We start from the raw sequence: 14800 nt of genomic DNA, 5'->3' as shown, positions 1-14800 counted from the left end.
ATTAGGGGGGACGGAGTTGAGCCTACTAGAACAGTTTTTACCGGCATTCCTCGAAGAGGTCGTCGGAGACCGCTTCGGACGCTATTCTAAATATATTATCCAGGATCGGGCCATACCCGACGTTCGCGACGGGTTAAAGCCCGTACAGCGCCGGATTCTGTATGCTATGTACGATTCGGGCAATACGCCGGACAAGCAATACCGCAAGTCGGCGAAAACGGTCGGGGATGTCATGGGGAACTACCATCCCCACGGGGACTCTTCGATCTACGATGGCATGGTCCGGATGGCACAGCCTTGGAAGATGGCGCATATGCTCGTCGACGGGCATGGCAACTGGGGCTCGATGGACGATGATCCTCCGGCGGCCATGCGGTACACGGAAGCTCGCTTGTCCAACATCGCGATGGAGCTCTTAAGGGATATTGAGAAGCGCACCGTTCTATTCAAGGATAACTTCGATAACTCGACCAAAGAGCCGGTCGTGCTTCCATCCCGTTATCCGAATCTACTCGTAAATGGTGTTTCCGGAATATCTGCGGGCTTCGCCACGGAAATTCCGACGCATAACCTGCGCGAGATCATCGACGCTTGTATCGCGATTATGAATAAACCGGATATGAACGTCCTAGAACTGATGGAAATCGTAAAAGGCCCCGATTTTCCGACCGGCGGCTTGATCATGGGCGGAGAAGGAATCCGGGAAGCTTACGAAACTGGAAAAGGTAAAATCTACATTCGCTCGAAAGCCGTCGTCGAGGATGTGCGGGGCGGTAAGCAACAGATCATCATTACGGAAATTCCTTATCAGATCGTCAAGTCGAAGCTCGTCAATGCGATCGATAACCTTCGCATGGAGAAAAAGGTAGAAGGAATCGCCGAGGTACGCGACGAGAGCGGAAGAAACGGATTACGCATCGTCGTCGAGCTTAAGAAGGACGTCGATGCCGAAGGCATTCTAGCCTACTTGTTCAAGAAAACCGATCTGCAAACCGCATATAATTTCAACATGGTCGCCATCGTGAACAAAGCGCCGCGCCAATTAGGGATCAAGCAGATTTTAGAAGCCTATATCGCCCATCAGAAGGAAGTCGTAACTTTTCGAACCCAATACGACCTGGAGAAGGCGGAAGATCGCGCGCACGTTCTAGAGGGGCTTGTAAAAGCTCTGAATCTGCTCGATCAAATTATCGAAACGATCAAAGCCTCCAAGAACCGTTTGGATGCCCAGAATAACCTGGTCTCGAAATACGGCTTCTCTGAAAGGCAAGCGGATGCGATTCTGACTTTGCAACTCTATCGCTTGACGAATTTGGAGATTACGCAGCTTGAGAAAGAGCACGCAGAGACGCTTAAGAAAATCGCTTACTGGCGCTCCATTCTCGAAAATCCCCGCAAGCTTATCAACGTGATCAAGGATGAATTGACGGAAATCCGCGATAAATACGGCATTGAACGTCGTTCGATCATTCGGGGCGATATCGAAGAAATCAAAGTCAATCTCGAAGTTACGGTGCCTGCGGAAGAAGTGCTGGTCACTCTCAGCCGCGAAGGTTACGTCAAAAGGACAAGCTTGCTTTCGTTCACTCGTTCGGGCGGAGAGCTGGGCAGCGCTGGCGTGAAGGAAGGCGACGTCATCCGTTGGAGCATGGGATTGAATACGCTTGATCCGCTTCTTCTTTTCACGCAGAAAGGTTATTACTATTTACTTCCCGTCCATCAGATTCCCGAATTCAAATGGAAGGATACGGGGACGGCGATCGTGAACCTGCTGCCTCTCGCTAAGGATGATCGGATCGTCGGTATCGTTCCGGTTAAGACGGCCGAACTGACGCCTACGTCGGGTGCTTCCGGTGCCGAAGTCCTCGAGAACGCCGGACCGATGTTGGTCTTCGTGACTAAGCGCGGCCAAGTGAAGCGTACTCCGCTAGTCGATTACGCGACGAGCCGAAGCATGGCCATTGCCGCATGCAAAGTATCGGACGGGGACGAGATCATCAAGGTATTCCGTTCGGACAAGCCCGACGACTTGCTGCTCGTAACGGAGCAAGGCATGAGCATCCGCTTTAACCGCGACGAAGTCAGCGTGCAAGGCCGAGTCGCCGGAGGGGTCCGAGGAATCATTCTGAAGGATAACGATCAATTAGCGGACGCGGTTCCGGTAGTCGGCGACGAAGGGGAAATTCTCGTCCTATCGGATTACGGTTACGCTAAGCGATCGTTGCTTCTGGATTATCCTCAACAGGGCAGAGGCGGCAAAGGAATCCAGACGTTCGAATTCAAGGAAGGAAAGCGCGTAAGGCCGAACGGGACGAAGCTGATCGCCGCCTTCCACGTCAAAGAAGCCGTCAGCTTGCTGGCATTAACCGCAGGCGGATCGGTATCGGAGTTCTCTTCCGAGAACGCGCCGTTGGACGACCGCAAAGGACAAGGCAAGCTAATGACGGCCGTAGATCGCGGCGACGTGCTGGCGGAGTCGTTCATTAAGCCGCTTTCGAATTAACGGTATTAGGGATGGAGCGTTCAATCGTAAGGGCCGCTATCCGGTTCCGCGCGATCGATCCATCTAAGCAGCATATCCAATACGACCCACAGGGGCACCGGCTCATTGAGCCGTTCCAGCCACTGGGGGTCTTCTATTAATCCGGCATCCTTGGCCATTTGACCGATCATTTTGATTTTTTGTTGTTCAGAAGAGGACATTAGCCTCGCCTCCTTGCCAAGCCTGTTCTCCGCGTTTACCCATATTTCGTAAATAGTATATGTCGCGAAATGTCGTCCTGTTCATATTCCTGCGGATTCATGTCGTAAATATTTAATTGCATTAATCTATCTTTCGACATAGGCTCTGAGTATAATAAAGGAGAAGGCAATGTTCGGGAAGAAAGGGGCATACCTATGGATAATGCGGCGGATTTTGTGAAAAGCTGGTCGAAGCTCACGAAGGAATGGAACGCGCAGATGGATGCGGAGCTTGCTCCCCAGCTAACGGTAGGTCAGCTTGAAGTGCTTGAATTAATGCAGGCGCACGAACCGATGAAGCCATCGGAGTTGCTCCCGCATCTGGAGACGACTCCTGCGGCTATCACGACCTTGCTCGATCGCATGGAACGCGCCGGACTGGTTGAGAGGAATAGGGACGAAGGAGACCGTCGTATCGTCTGGGTGACCATGACGCCGCTAGGCCGCTCCGAAGTCCAGAGAGGAGTCGCGGTACGCAGCGCGATCGTGAACCGGTCGCTCGAGCTCGTGTCCAGCCATAATCGCCAGCTGCTCGTCTATCTCATCAGCAAGGTAGCAGGTACCCGGGAACAAAGCAATCCTGCCGATCGTAAGACACTCGCTAACGGGACAGTCAATGAAGCTGCGGACAGCGAAGTGGAATCATCGGCGATTTAGTGGCAGAGTTAGCTAAGCAACTTCTTTAATTTGTTGGAGATGACGGATAAGTGGCAGAGTTAGCGAAGTAAATTCGTTAATTCGGCGGGAATGGCAGATAAGTTGGAGAGTTAGCTAAGTAACTTTGTTAATTCAGCGGGGATAGCGGAAAAGTGGCAGAGTTAGCGAAGTAACTTCGTTAATTCAGCGGGGATAGCGGAAAAGTGGCAGAGTTAGCGAAGTAAATTCGATAATTCGGCGGGGATGGCAAAATTGAAGAAAAAAAGAAAGACGCCGTTCCGTGGCTGGAAGGGCGTCTTTCGTTTTCCCGCATTGATAACCACGTGTCCGTTACTTCGGCTGAAGCTTAACGAGATGCTCGTTAATGCCTTTTAACATCGTGCTCATTTTTGCGTAGTCTTTGGAGGTTAAACCCGGGATGTTTCGTTTGTCCAGCGCGTGCTTCATCGGAATGATCGTATAATGTCTCTTTTGGTTTTTCCATAAGATGTGAACCCAAGTCGGCTCCAAGGAGATGGCCTCCCATTCGGTGGATGACGTTCCGTCGGGATAGCTGGTTTTTGCCAGACTAACGCCGAAAATCAAGCCTACGTCTTTCCAGTTGCCCGTCTGATTGGAGATGAAGTTGCCGAGGGAGTAAATGACGATTCCCCGCCGCGCTAAACCGTCTTCGCTATCCTCGGCCGCGACGTCTATCTCCTCGTAGGGTTGAACGACATGGGGATGGGAGCCTAGAATAATATCGGCACCGGTTTTCACGAGCTCTCGCGCGAGCCCGGTCTGTTCCTCGTTGGGCAGACGCTGATATTCGATCCCGAAATGCAAGGACACGGTCACGACATCCACATGTTCTAGTTTCAGTCGCCTGATATCCCGTTTGATGGCTTCTCTATCGATTATGTTCACGGCGAATGATTTGTCGGGAGGGACGGGTATTCCGTTAGTTCCGTAAGTGTAAGCCAAGAATCCCATGCGGATGCCGTTTCGTTCCTCTATGACCAGTCGCTGTTGTTCTCCTGCGGAGGCAGAGGTTCCGATCGGAATGAGACCGGCTTTCCTTACGTTGGCTAACGTTCTCGCTACGCCGGGGAACGCTCTGTCCATCGAATGATTGTTAGCCGTCGAGACCAGCTGGACGCCTGCCGAAACCAATGCGTCAGCCAATTCGCGAGGCGCGTTAAATCGCGGATATCCAGTATATTTAAATTCGCGGCCGGCAATCGGCGTCTCGAGGTTCCCGATGACCCAGTCGCCCTGCCCGAGAATCGGTTTAACTTGGGTGAACCAGCCCGTAAGATCATAGCTGTTATTCGCTCGATCGTAATAAGCCGGCAACTGGGGCATGTGGACCATGATATCTCCGACGGCCAGCAACGTTGCTTCGCTCCGTTCCGGTTCGGCGGGAACGGATGGCGCAAAATCGGACGATGCGGTTTCCGGCGGCGTGGGAGGTCGAGTCGACACGTCCGGGGAACGGGTTTCGTCCGGGATCGAAGTCGCGGTGAGAGGAGAGTCGTCAGGAGTACCGTTCGAACAGGCCGTTAGCAATATCGCTAACAGCCCGATGCATAACCCCGTGTTAAGCCAAGAAGTTGGCCTCTTCATTGATCCTGATCACATCCTCGCCCTCGCAATCTTGCATACAATCTCAAGACTCGCTTTCCCATCTTCCGTATATTCCGCAAGGGAGCGTCATGCCGCTACTAGTGATGGGCAGGCCAATTTCTCCGCAATCGAGCTTTCCTCCGAATTTACGGCGAAAGGACATGTGAAGCAGGTTGCTCAATACGGTTGGAGACAACCCCGTCGTATAAGAGTTTACGAGCACGAATAGCGGTTTGTCAGACAAGATGGACATGCAGGATTCCAAGAAAGGGAATAGGTTCTCCTCCAGCTTCCACATTTCGCCGTTAGGTCCCCGACCGTAAGACGGCGGATCCATGATTATCGCCTCGTATTGGCGGCCGCGCCGTTCTTCGCGTTGCACGAATTTGAATACGTCGTCCGTAATGTACCGGATCGGAGCGGAACCGAGACCTGACAGCTCGGCGTTTTCCTTCGCCCATTGGACCATGCCCTTGGCGGCGTCTACATGGCATACGTCGGCGCCGGCGGAAGCTGCCGCCACCGTTGCCCCGCCCGTGTAAGCGAACAGATTGAGAACGCGAATAGGGCGGTCGGCCTCGCGAATCTTGTCCATCATCCAGCTCCAGTTGACCGCTTGCTCGGGGAAAAGTCCAGTATGCTTGAAGCTCGTCGGTTTAATGTGGAATTTCAAAGGACCGTATGCGATGTTCCATCTTTCCGGAAGGGCACGCTTGTAAGTCCATTGTCCGCCGCCGCTGCCGCTCCGATGATAGTGGCCGTCCGCTTGCTTCCAATCGGCGTTCTCCGTTTTGAGCGGCCATATAATTTGCGGATCGGGACGCCGTAAAATGACATCGCCCCAACGCTCTAGCTTCTCGCCGTTACCCGTGTCTAATAGTTCGTAGTCTTGCCAATCCGTTGCCATCTGCATAATCTTGAATACGTCCTTTTTCGTCAATTGGGGTTGGAGGAAGGATCATCGCCGCCGTTAGTCGGGCTGAACCGGTAGCCGAAGCCGCGAACCGTGTGTATCCAGCGAGGGCGGGCGGGATCGATCTCCATCTTTTTTCTTAAGTTGCTAACATGAACCATAAGCGTGCGCGTGTCGCCCATACTATCCGTTTGCCAGACGAGCCGATATAACTCTTCCAAAGGGAATACCCGATTCGGCTGCCGAGCCAACACGCACAATAGTTCGAACTCTTTGGCCGACAAGCCGACGAGCTCGCCTTCCAAGCGTACTTCAAGACTGCGGAAGTCGATCTCAAGTCCGGGGAAAGCAAGAGTGAACGGCTGCTCTTCGTTAATCCGCTCGCGGGTCCTCCGTCGGCGGATATGCGCCTGGACTCTAGCGACGAGCTGGCTCGGACTGAACGGTTTCGTAATATAATCGTCGCCGCCTTCGGACAAGCCGCGAATAATGTCTTGATCCTCTGATCTGCAGCTTAGGAACAAAATCGGGACGTCAGCGCAATTCCCTTGGCGCAGGGAGCGGCAGACTTCAATTCCGTCCATCTGTCCGAGCTGAACATCCAGCACGATCAAATCAGGGACCAAGGATTCAGCCATCCGCAAGGCTTCGGTGCCTTCATCGGTAGTATGAACCGAGTAGCCTTCTCTTTCTAAATATAAAGTTATCAATTCGGTAATTTCCCGTTCGTCGTCCACGACAAGAATTGAAGCTTCCGAACTCTTCATTATTTTCCCCCCATAGCTGAAGAGCCTTGATGACTTATTATAACGAAAGCGTTGACGTGTAATCAATGCACCGTTACAATGACGTTCGAAACCTTATTGCAACAGGCGGATCGAGGTAAGCCGGGAGAGAGGGAAAAGCGTTGGCACGATTAGCGTCAAAGTCGCGTAAACACAGACAAAGATGGTTTGGTGTCGCTCTTGTATTCCTAGCTTTCATAGCGTTCTCAACCGGCTGCGCGGCTTCTTCGAAAGCCGACCGTGTTCTTCCCGTCGCGGAGCAGGGCATCATCGATCTAAGAGGCTGGTCTTGGAACGATGGCGGCGTCGTACCCTTGAACGGAAAATGGAAGTTCGATTGGTTGCTCGCTTCCAACGGCGCGAACGGACGATTTCAATATGAAGAAACGACGCTTGAAGTTCCCGGAACATGGGGAAACCTGATGACGGGGAAAGGAACGAAGCTTGACGATCAAGGATATGGCGTCTATCGGCTATCCGTTCTGCACGAGAAGCAGCGGGATATGATAGCGATCCGATTGCCTAATATATCCACGGCATACGAATTATCCATAGACGGCAATGTCGTTCTCGCCCGAGGTCAAGTAAGCGAGGGCGCCGAGCGTACGATTCCGTATCAATTGCCTGCCACGGTGTATTTCACGGCGGACAACACCCGTACGGAACTAGAATTAATCGTGGCTAATTACGACCATAGGCACGGCGGGATTCGGACGGCGATCATCCTCGGCAACGCCGATCAAGTTCAGCGCCTGCAGACTCGTCAAGAGGCGCAGGAACTCATCATACTCGGTTGCTTAATCATGATCGGCTTTTACCATCTCGGCTTATATATTTTACGCCGCAAAGAGGTAGCGAACATCATGTTCGCGATGCTATGCTTGTTCGTCGGCATGAGGATGGGGTTGATCGGGGAAGGCTTTATCGTGCAATGGCTGGAATTTCTGAATTGGAATACGGCCACTTGCTTGGAATATATCGCTTTCGTCATGAGCGGATGGGCGGGCTTCGCCTATTTTCAAGCGATGTATCCTCGTGAGATCAAGCGGATGTGGTTCAAGGTATCTACCGTTGTCGCGGCTGTTTTGATCGTTGTCGTGCTTGTGTTTCAACCTTTGCATTTTACTTCTTGGATCATCGCGTTCCAGTCGTATATTATTTTGTTCAGCTTAAAGGTACTTGCCGGTTTGATTGTATCCGCCCATCGCAGGCGAGAGGGGGCTTGGCTTGCTCTGATCGGATTCGCCGGGCTCGTCCTGACGATCGTTAACGACATGCTGTTCTATAACGGCTGGTTTACTTCCGTTGATCTGGTGCCGTTCGGGTTGCTGTTTCTTATCGTCATGAATTCGTTTATTATTTCCTTGAGGTTTTCCGTTACTTACGAGAAGGCGGAGAACATGTCGGCGGAGCTTATCGAGCTGAACAACACGCTGGAGGAGAGAATCGCGGAACGTACGGAGGAATTGCAACGCTCTTACGCCACTTTGGCCGATGCGAAAACCGAGCTGGAAAGGGTAGAGCATTCGCGTGCCCAGCTCGTGAGCAATATCTCACATGACTTAAGGACGCCGATAACTCTCTTGAAGGGATATTTGGAAGCTTTAAGAGATAACGTGATCTCCGAACCGGCGCAACGCGATAAAACGATAAAGTTAATGTCGGCGAAGGTGGAAGGGCTTAATTCCTTGATCCAGGACCTATTCGAGCTTTCCGTGCTCGAAGCCAGGAAAGTAGAGCTAGCTCTCGAGGATATTCCTTTGATCGGTTGGAAAGAAAGATTAACGGAGCAATACGCCATAGAGCTGCAGGGCAAAGAAATCGAGTTCGATTGCTTAATCTCGGGGGAGACGTCGGCACTTGCGCGGATAAAGATCGACGTCAGGCGGATGGACCGGGTATTCGCCAATCTGATCTACAATGCCGTTAGGTATACGCCGGCCGGGGGAAGGATAAGGATTACGATGAGATCGGAATCGCGAAACGAATCGGTAGAGGTTCTTGTAACCGATAACGGAAGCGGCATCGATCCCGATGATTTGCCGTTTCTGTTCGACCGTTTCTTCAGAAAGGACAAAACCCGCCAGCAGTCTTCCGCCGGAAGCGGATTAGGGCTTGCGATTGCCAAAGAAATCGTGGAGCTCCACGGAGGGCGGATCGACGCCTATAATTCGACCGATGGGGGAAGCGTCTTCCGGATCGTTCTGCCGGCTTCCGCTAACGATTTTCCGTCAAGCTAACCGCTTCCGTCCGCTCTGTGCTCCTGTCGCATGAAATCGGTGATCAGATTAATCGACTTTTTCCTTTGCTCCTGATTCATATGCTGGAATAAAGAAAGAATTTCCCGTGTATCCGGCGTCACGCCCTGCTCCGCCTTCGATTTGGAATGCGTTCCCCCGATAATGTAATCCAAGGAAACGTCGAAATAAGCCGCCAGTTTAATGAGCGTTTCATAAACGGGTTGTCTATTGTTAATTTCGTAATGGCTATATGCAGAGCGGGTTATGCCGATATGCCGGGCTACTTCTTCCTGCGAAATTTTACGTCGAAGGCGCAACTCTCGCAGTCTTTCTCCCATATTCATATGTATTTTCTCCTTGACACACCAGATAGAGTATCTATAAGTAATTTATGATACAAAATGTATCGTGTCAAGGGGTTCGGAAACGTTTTCTTTAATAATTCTCTAGTAATTTGGAATATAAAGCTGTTAACTACTGATTTCAGGTAAAATAAATTAAATCATTGCATTAAATGGATACATATTGTATCTTTTTGAGGAGGTGAGTGTATGAAGGTAAATATACTTAGCGCCAAAATGACCCAGGACGAGGAATCGGGCTACGTAGGGCACGTCCAATTCGAAGTGGAGCACCACAAGCAGCCGTACGAGGTGACGATTCAAAGCAATAACGGACGAAATAATTGGAGCTATGCTTTGAATTTCAGCAATCAACCGGGAAGCGAAGAGGAGATTCAAGCCGTGGACGAGATGCTGGAGGAGGACGATGCTTTCTTCGAGCAATTCATTATCGCAGCGCACGGCGGTACCGAATAACACGGTCGCCGGAATTGCTTTGCCATTCCTACATACAAAGGGGCTATCGCGGAGGATCGATGTCGATCATCCATGCGATAGCCCCTTATTCAAATGTATCGACCGTATTTACTTATGATCGTGGTAATCGATTTCCAAGAAACGTTCGACTTCCGCGAGCCAGCGTTCTTCCACGAATTTAACGTGCAGGGGATGCGAGTTATAGCTCTCGTAAGCCTCCGCGTTAGCGAATTCCATGGAAAAACCGAAGGAATAATCGTTCTTAGGGCTAACCTGGCGATACACCTTAAAGTTTTGCACTCCGGGAATGGAAGAGAGGATGGAGCGTCCATCTTCGATGAAACGCGTTTCTTCGACCGATCCGGACGCATGTTTAAGGTGAAAGATAACCGAGTGAATGATGGATTGGGTAGTCATGGATAAGCCCTCCGTATGTTAATAGATTTTCGCTATTCGAGTATACCATCAATGAGTACCCAAAGGAAAAGACCGGGAAGTTGTCCCGCGCATTTCCCGACAAAATGCGGCGAATGCAATATTTACAACGGAGGAGGAATGGGCGTATTATTGTGCGAGACAGGCTGATTAGGTTAATAAGGGGGGTAACGCGAATTGTTTTTTCGGGCCTTAAACGATTTGAAACTGAGAAAAAAGCTTTTTCTGTCGTTTATAGTCGTCGTCTTTATCCCGGTACTCATCGTTGGGATTTTTCTAACGGACCAATTGCGCGGTATGGCGCTCGATAAAGCGATGGATCAAACGACTACGAACGTGGAGCGGGTTAAGGCGCGTACGCAAGAGCTTATCGACGTCGCGTACGATAGCTCCTATCGCATGGCCAACGACGATCGGTTGGCGACCGTTTCCAACAAAAGATATGAAACCGTTTACGAGGTCGTTCAGGCTTACCGGGATTTCCAGGAGTTCAACGAAAACCGGCGCCTTTATAAAGAAATATCCAACCTCAGATTCTATATAGAAAATCCCACGATGCTGGATAATTGGGAATTCATCCAGCCCGAACCCGCGATCGTTCGTTCCGATTGGTATCAGAAGGCGATGGCCAGCCCTAACGGAACGGTCAGCTGGCATTATATTCAGGACGAGAGGGATCAGAAGCAATACTTAAGCTTAGTTCGCAAGGTGAGCTTCGTGGAGCAATCCACGAGCGGCGTTCTCGTTATCAACGTGAATATGAACATGCTGAACGCGATATTGAATCAAGAATCCTTCGAAACCATGCTTGTAGACGACCGGAATACGATCATGGCGGCCAATCGTCCGGATCGAGTCGGTAAAACGATGGAGGACATCGAATTCGACCAAGACGTCATGAAGGAGGAAAGCGGCTCGTTCGAAGCCGACGTGGACGGGAAAGCCTCGCGAGTGCTCATTGAACCTTTGATCCCCGTGTCCAGCGTTAATTCGCTCCGGATCATCTCGGTATTCTCGATCGACACGATCGTCAAGGATGCGAATCGGATCAACGTGTATGCTTTCATCGTTATTTCCGCGAGTCTGCTGATCGCCATTATTCTTATCTATGGGGTTTCGACCATTCTCTCCAAGAGAATGCTTCGGCTAAGCAAGCATATTACGAAGGTCGCTACAGGCAATCTGGATTTGGTTCTGGAGATCGATGGCAAAGACGAGATCGGTCAGCTCTCCAGGCAATTCAATTCGATGGTATACAGCATCAACGGGCTGGTAGAGGCCGTCAAGAATTCGAACAGCCAGATGAACCTGCTGGAATCCAAACAAAATGAAATCAAGCTAAAGATGATGGCCAGCCAGATTAATCCCCACTTCCTGTTCAATGCTTTGGAATCGATCCGAATGAAAGCGCATTTAAAAGGCGAGAAGGAAATCTCCCGGATCGTCAGCCTGCTCGGCAAATTGATGCGAAGAATTCTCGAGGTCGGGAACGGTAAAACAAAGCTGGCGGATGAAATGGATATCGTTAGATGTTATTTGGATATACAAAAGTTTCGTTACGAGGGTCGGCTGGAATATTCTCTTCGAATCGATCCGCGATTGGAAAAGTATTCGATTCCGCCTTTAATCATTCAGCCTCTCGTAGAGAACGCGGTCATTCACGGACTCGAGAACAAGCTGGAGGGCGGAAAGGTTTCCGTGCAAGCCGGGATCGAAGACGATCGCATCGTCATCGACGTTTACGACAACGGAGCGGGAATGACGGGGGAGAAAATCCAGCAAATCTATAAGTCGATCAATCAAGTGGAGGACGATGAACGCAATCGCATCGGGCTTCAAAACGTACATCTGCGTTTATTGCTGATTTATGGAGACGGGCATGGGCTTCATATCGAGAGCGAGCCAGGCATCGGAACCCGCATTTCGTTTACGATACCGTATGGAGGTGAGTGGCATGTATAACGTATTGTTAGTAGATGACGAGCCGACGATCCGCGAGGGACTTAGAACGCTAATACCTTGGGAGGACATGGGTTTCCGCGTCATGGATACGGCAGCCAACGGGCAAGAAGCGCTTCAGAAATGCGAGCTCCAGAAACCCGATCTGATGATCGCCGACATTCGAATGCCCGGAATGAACGGTTTAGAGCTAGTGAAACATATTCGGGATCTGGGACAGGAACTGCATGTATTGATCCTAAGCGGTTACGCGGATTTCGAGTACGCCAAGCAAGCCATCGCTCATCGAATCGATGGTTACTTATTGAAGCCCGTGGACGAAGACGAACTAACGAATTATTTGCGAGTGTTACATGCGCAGTTGGACGAAGCCGAATCGAAAAAACAAGAAAGATCCGACGAAGGTACGATGGAACGTTCCATTCAAGCCCTGCTGACCGAAGCTTCTGGACTTGACATGTCCACCTCGCGTATAGAAGACTTAAATTGGGAGGAATACGAAGTTGTTCTAGTAAAGCCTCTGACCAACGAAGCGGCTTTCGCCCCTCATATGCTGATTAAGCAGAAGCTCGAGAAGCATTTCGACCAGTGCCAGCGGGGAATCGCGTTTGCCATGGATCCCTACATCGGCGTTCTCGTGAAAAACGGAGTCGGCGACGAGTGGAATCAAAGAACGATATACAAGAAAATAGAGCAAGCTTGCCAAGAATATTCGTCGGAATTCTCTGCTTCGGCAGGGGGAGCCGTTCGAAGCTGGACAGATGTCGTCGTCTCTTATCAGAAAGCGATCTCAAGAATGAAAAATCGGTTTTTCCATGAGGAAACCAGCTTAATCATGGCCGATATCGATCCCGATCGTACGAGCGACAGAGAACATCAAGCTTTGGAAAGCCTTCTGTCGGATGCGATAATTTCGCTGTATCTAGCCATGGAGGTCGGAAACTTCGAAGCCGGCATGAACGTGATTAGGGAAATGGCGGAAACGCTGAAGAGAGAGGGTTACGCGGAAGAGGAGTTTAAAAACGCGCACGTGCAGCTGTTAACTTCCGTGTTCGATAAATTTTCTCATCGCCATAACGGATTTCAGAGCATGGAAATCCGAGGAGCGTTTATCGATCTTCACAAGGAACGGAGCTACGGCTCGGTTCTAGATAAAGTAAATCACATCGTTCGAACGATCTCGGACGCCTTTGGACACTTGGGAAAAGACAAGCTGATTAAACGGATGACCGATCTCATACACAGAAATTTCAACGAGAATCTGAAGCTGGAGAAGCTTGCCGAATTATACAATTACAACAGCGCGTACTTAGGTAAGCTTTTCAAACAAGCTACGGGTGCCCACTTCAATACCTATCTGGACAACGTCAGAATCGAACAGGCGAAATTGCTGCTCGAGCAAGGCGACAAAGTCTATGAAGTAGCGACCAAGGTCGGTTATGCCAACGTGGACTACTTTCACGCGAAATTCCGAAAATACGTGGGAAGCTCCCCAAGCGGCTACAAGAAAAAATGAACGATGAAGGGTCAGTGCAAGCACGGTCGTCCCTATGGATGGTCGTGCTCTTTTTATTGCGCATTGAATACGCTTTCACTAATTTTGATATGATTTTATGCCAAATCCTTCGGGTAGTCGGTGTTACGGCGTTCGATTAAGATAACTACATGGAGCAGGAGGGATGACATGAAAGCGGTAACAGTGACGCCAACAATCAAAAAAAGGCCTCGAAGCGGTCGTTTCTGGTCAACAGCTATTCGTAACAGATATTTGTATATGATGTCGTTGCCTTTTGTTGTCTGGGTGTTCGTCTTCAGTTATTTGCCTCTTTGGGGATGGACGATGGCTTTCCAAAAATTCAAGCCTGGAAAGTCGTTCATGGAACAAGAATGGGTCGGCTTCGATTATTTCAAGGAATTGTTTCGGGATGACATGTTTTATCAAGCACTAAGAAATACCCTGGCAATGAGCGGCATGGGATTAATTGCCGGCTTCACGGTGCCTGTCATATTTGCAATACTGTTAAACGAAGTAAGGGTACAAGCTCTGAAACGATTCGTGCAGACGATCTCTTATCTTCCCCACTTTGTATCCTGGGTCGTTGCGGCCGGCATTATATCGAAAATGCTTTCGACGGACAACGGAATCGTCAACGACATTCTAATGGGACTTCATATCGTGAATGAGCCGATACAATTCATGGGTGAAGGAAAGCTCTTTTGGGGAATTGTAACCGCTTCAGATATTTGGAAAGAAACAGGCTGGAACGCTATTATATTTCTGGCTGCAATAGCCGGTATCGGACCGGAGCTTTACGAGGCCGCGAGAGTAGACGGAGCTAGCCGCTGGAGGCAGGTATGGCATATCACGCTTCCCGGAATCCGAACGACGATCATTATCTTGCTGATTATATCGATCGGCCATTTGATCAGTATCGGTTGGGAAAGACAATTCTTGCTCGGCAACAATCTAGTCCGGGACTATTCTCAAACGCTTGACTTATATGCGCTTAATTACGGCTTAGGAATGGGAAGGTATTCATTCGGTACCGCTATTAATATGTTCAATTCGCTTATCAGTGTCGTTCTGCTCTTCTCGGCTAACGGAATATTCAAGAAACTGACGAAAGAAAGCATTTTTTAGGGAGG

General features: G+C 50.2%; 13 protein-coding genes. 7 read left to right on the top strand and 6 right to left on the bottom strand.

Going from position 1 to position 14800, the window contains the following annotated elements; all coding sequences use genetic code 11:
* Positions 1-16: 16 nt before the first annotated feature.
* Positions 17-2503, top strand: a complete 2487-nt coding sequence (gene gyrA / locus DFP95_RS13095; RefSeq protein WP_115993080.1) for a DNA gyrase subunit A — start codon at positions 17-19, stop codon at positions 2501-2503.
* A 20-nt stretch (positions 2504-2523) separates the two neighbouring features.
* Here the strand turns inward: gyrA and DFP95_RS13090 are convergent, their stop codons facing one another.
* Complete coding sequence (locus DFP95_RS13090; RefSeq protein ID WP_115993079.1) at positions 2524-2703, bottom strand: hypothetical protein; 180 nt, start codon at positions 2701-2703, stop codon at positions 2524-2526.
* 195 nt (positions 2704-2898) lie between these two features.
* Here DFP95_RS13090 and DFP95_RS13085 point away from each other — a divergent pair, with 195 nt between their 5' ends.
* Positions 2899-3399: a MarR family winged helix-turn-helix transcriptional regulator gene (locus DFP95_RS13085; RefSeq protein WP_115993078.1), complete on the top strand. Its 501-nt coding sequence runs from the start codon at positions 2899-2901 to the stop codon at positions 3397-3399.
* A gap of 330 nt (positions 3400-3729) precedes the next feature.
* On the opposite strand, the gene DFP95_RS13080 is transcribed toward DFP95_RS13085, so the two are convergent.
* Genes DFP95_RS13080 through DFP95_RS13070 form a run of 3 tightly spaced genes read right to left on the bottom strand, consistent with a single transcriptional unit; the run spans position 3730 to position 6684 of the window.
* A complete protein-coding gene (locus DFP95_RS13080; RefSeq protein WP_115993077.1) occupies positions 3730-5004 on the bottom strand; it encodes a CapA family protein in 1275 nt (424 codons plus the stop codon).
* A 43-nt stretch (positions 5005-5047) separates the two neighbouring features.
* Positions 5048-5917, bottom strand: a complete 870-nt coding sequence (locus tag DFP95_RS13075) for a class I SAM-dependent methyltransferase (protein ID WP_115993211.1) — start codon at positions 5915-5917, stop codon at positions 5048-5050.
* 23 nt (positions 5918-5940) lie between these two features.
* On the bottom strand, positions 5941-6684 hold the full coding sequence (locus DFP95_RS13070) for a response regulator transcription factor (protein ID WP_115993076.1): 744 nt from the start codon (positions 6682-6684) through the stop codon (positions 5941-5943).
* A 140-nt stretch (positions 6685-6824) separates the two neighbouring features.
* Here DFP95_RS13070 and DFP95_RS13065 point away from each other — a divergent pair, with 140 nt between their 5' ends.
* Positions 6825-8942, top strand: coding sequence for a sensor histidine kinase (locus DFP95_RS13065; RefSeq protein WP_115993075.1), 2118 nt, complete (start codon positions 6825-6827; stop codon positions 8940-8942).
* On the opposite strand, the gene DFP95_RS13060 is transcribed toward DFP95_RS13065, so the two are convergent.
* Positions 8939-9286 carry a helix-turn-helix domain-containing protein gene (locus DFP95_RS13060; protein ID WP_115993074.1) on the bottom strand — a complete coding sequence of 116 codons (348 nt, stop codon included), beginning with the start codon at positions 9284-9286 and terminating at the stop codon, positions 8939-8941. The genes DFP95_RS13065 and DFP95_RS13060 overlap by 4 nt on opposite strands.
* Before the next feature lie 207 nt (positions 9287-9493).
* On the opposite strand from DFP95_RS13060, the gene DFP95_RS13055 reads away from it, so the two are divergent.
* Positions 9494-9760 (top strand): hypothetical protein, encoded by a 267-nt coding sequence (locus tag DFP95_RS13055; RefSeq protein WP_115993073.1) that lies wholly within the window; start codon positions 9494-9496, stop codon positions 9758-9760.
* Between the two features lie 108 nt (positions 9761-9868).
* Here DFP95_RS13055 and DFP95_RS13050 read toward each other — a convergent pair whose 3' ends face one another.
* Complete coding sequence (locus DFP95_RS13050) at positions 9869-10177, bottom strand: Dabb family protein (RefSeq protein WP_115993072.1); 309 nt, start codon at positions 10175-10177, stop codon at positions 9869-9871.
* Between the two features lie 195 nt (positions 10178-10372).
* Here DFP95_RS13050 and DFP95_RS13045 point away from each other — a divergent pair, with 195 nt between their 5' ends.
* The 3 genes from DFP95_RS13045 to DFP95_RS13035 all read left to right on the top strand — a co-directional run bounded on the left by DFP95_RS13045 (position 10373) and on the right by DFP95_RS13035 (position 14795).
* Positions 10373-12157 carry a sensor histidine kinase gene (locus DFP95_RS13045; RefSeq protein ID WP_115993071.1) on the top strand — a complete coding sequence of 595 codons (1785 nt, stop codon included), beginning with the start codon at positions 10373-10375 and terminating at the stop codon, positions 12155-12157.
* Positions 12150-13670, top strand: a complete 1521-nt coding sequence (locus tag DFP95_RS13040) for a response regulator transcription factor (RefSeq protein WP_181907387.1) — start codon at positions 12150-12152, stop codon at positions 13668-13670. Before DFP95_RS13045 ends, DFP95_RS13040 begins: the two co-directional genes overlap by 8 nt.
* 168 nt (positions 13671-13838) lie before the next feature.
* Positions 13839-14795, top strand: a complete 957-nt coding sequence (locus DFP95_RS13035; protein ID WP_115993069.1) for an ABC transporter permease — start codon at positions 13839-13841, stop codon at positions 14793-14795.
* Positions 14796-14800: the final 5 nt, after the last annotated feature.

The sequence above is a fragment of the Cohnella lupini genome (assembly GCF_003386205.1).
GTDB lineage: Bacteria > Bacillota > Bacilli > Paenibacillales > Paenibacillaceae > Cohnella > Cohnella lupini.
Note: the sequence above shows the minus strand (reverse complement) of the source record. Positions and strands in the feature narration are given on the sequence as shown.

Bases quoted from the DNA above. Each gene is read 5' to 3' on its own strand.
- DFP95_RS13040 (WP_181907387.1), top strand. From the start codon at position 12,150: ATGTATAACGTATTGTTAGTAGATGACGAGCCGACGATCCGCGAGGGA.
- DFP95_RS13060 (WP_115993074.1), bottom strand. From the start codon at position 9,286: ATGAATATGGGAGAAAGACTGCGAGAGTTGCGCCTTCGACGTAAAATT.
- DFP95_RS13050 (WP_115993072.1), bottom strand. From the start codon at position 10,177: ATGACTACCCAATCCATCATTCACTCGGTTATCTTTCACCTTAAACAT.
- DFP95_RS13035 (WP_115993069.1), top strand. From the start codon at position 13,839: ATGAAAGCGGTAACAGTGACGCCAACAATCAAAAAAAGGCCTCGAAGC.
- DFP95_RS13055 (WP_115993073.1), top strand. From the start codon at position 9,494: ATGAAGGTAAATATACTTAGCGCCAAAATGACCCAGGACGAGGAATCG.
- DFP95_RS13075 (WP_115993211.1), bottom strand. From the start codon at position 5,917: ATGCAGATGGCAACGGATTGGCAAGACTACGAACTATTAGACACGGGT.
- DFP95_RS13085 (WP_115993078.1), top strand. From the start codon at position 2,899: ATGGATAATGCGGCGGATTTTGTGAAAAGCTGGTCGAAGCTCACGAAG.
- DFP95_RS13070 (WP_115993076.1), bottom strand. From the start codon at position 6,684: ATGAAGAGTTCGGAAGCTTCAATTCTTGTCGTGGACGACGAACGGGAA.
- DFP95_RS13090 (WP_115993079.1), bottom strand. From the start codon at position 2,703: ATGTCCTCTTCTGAACAACAAAAAATCAAAATGATCGGTCAAATGGCC.
- DFP95_RS13080 (WP_115993077.1), bottom strand. From the start codon at position 5,004: ATGAAGAGGCCAACTTCTTGGCTTAACACGGGGTTATGCATCGGGCTG.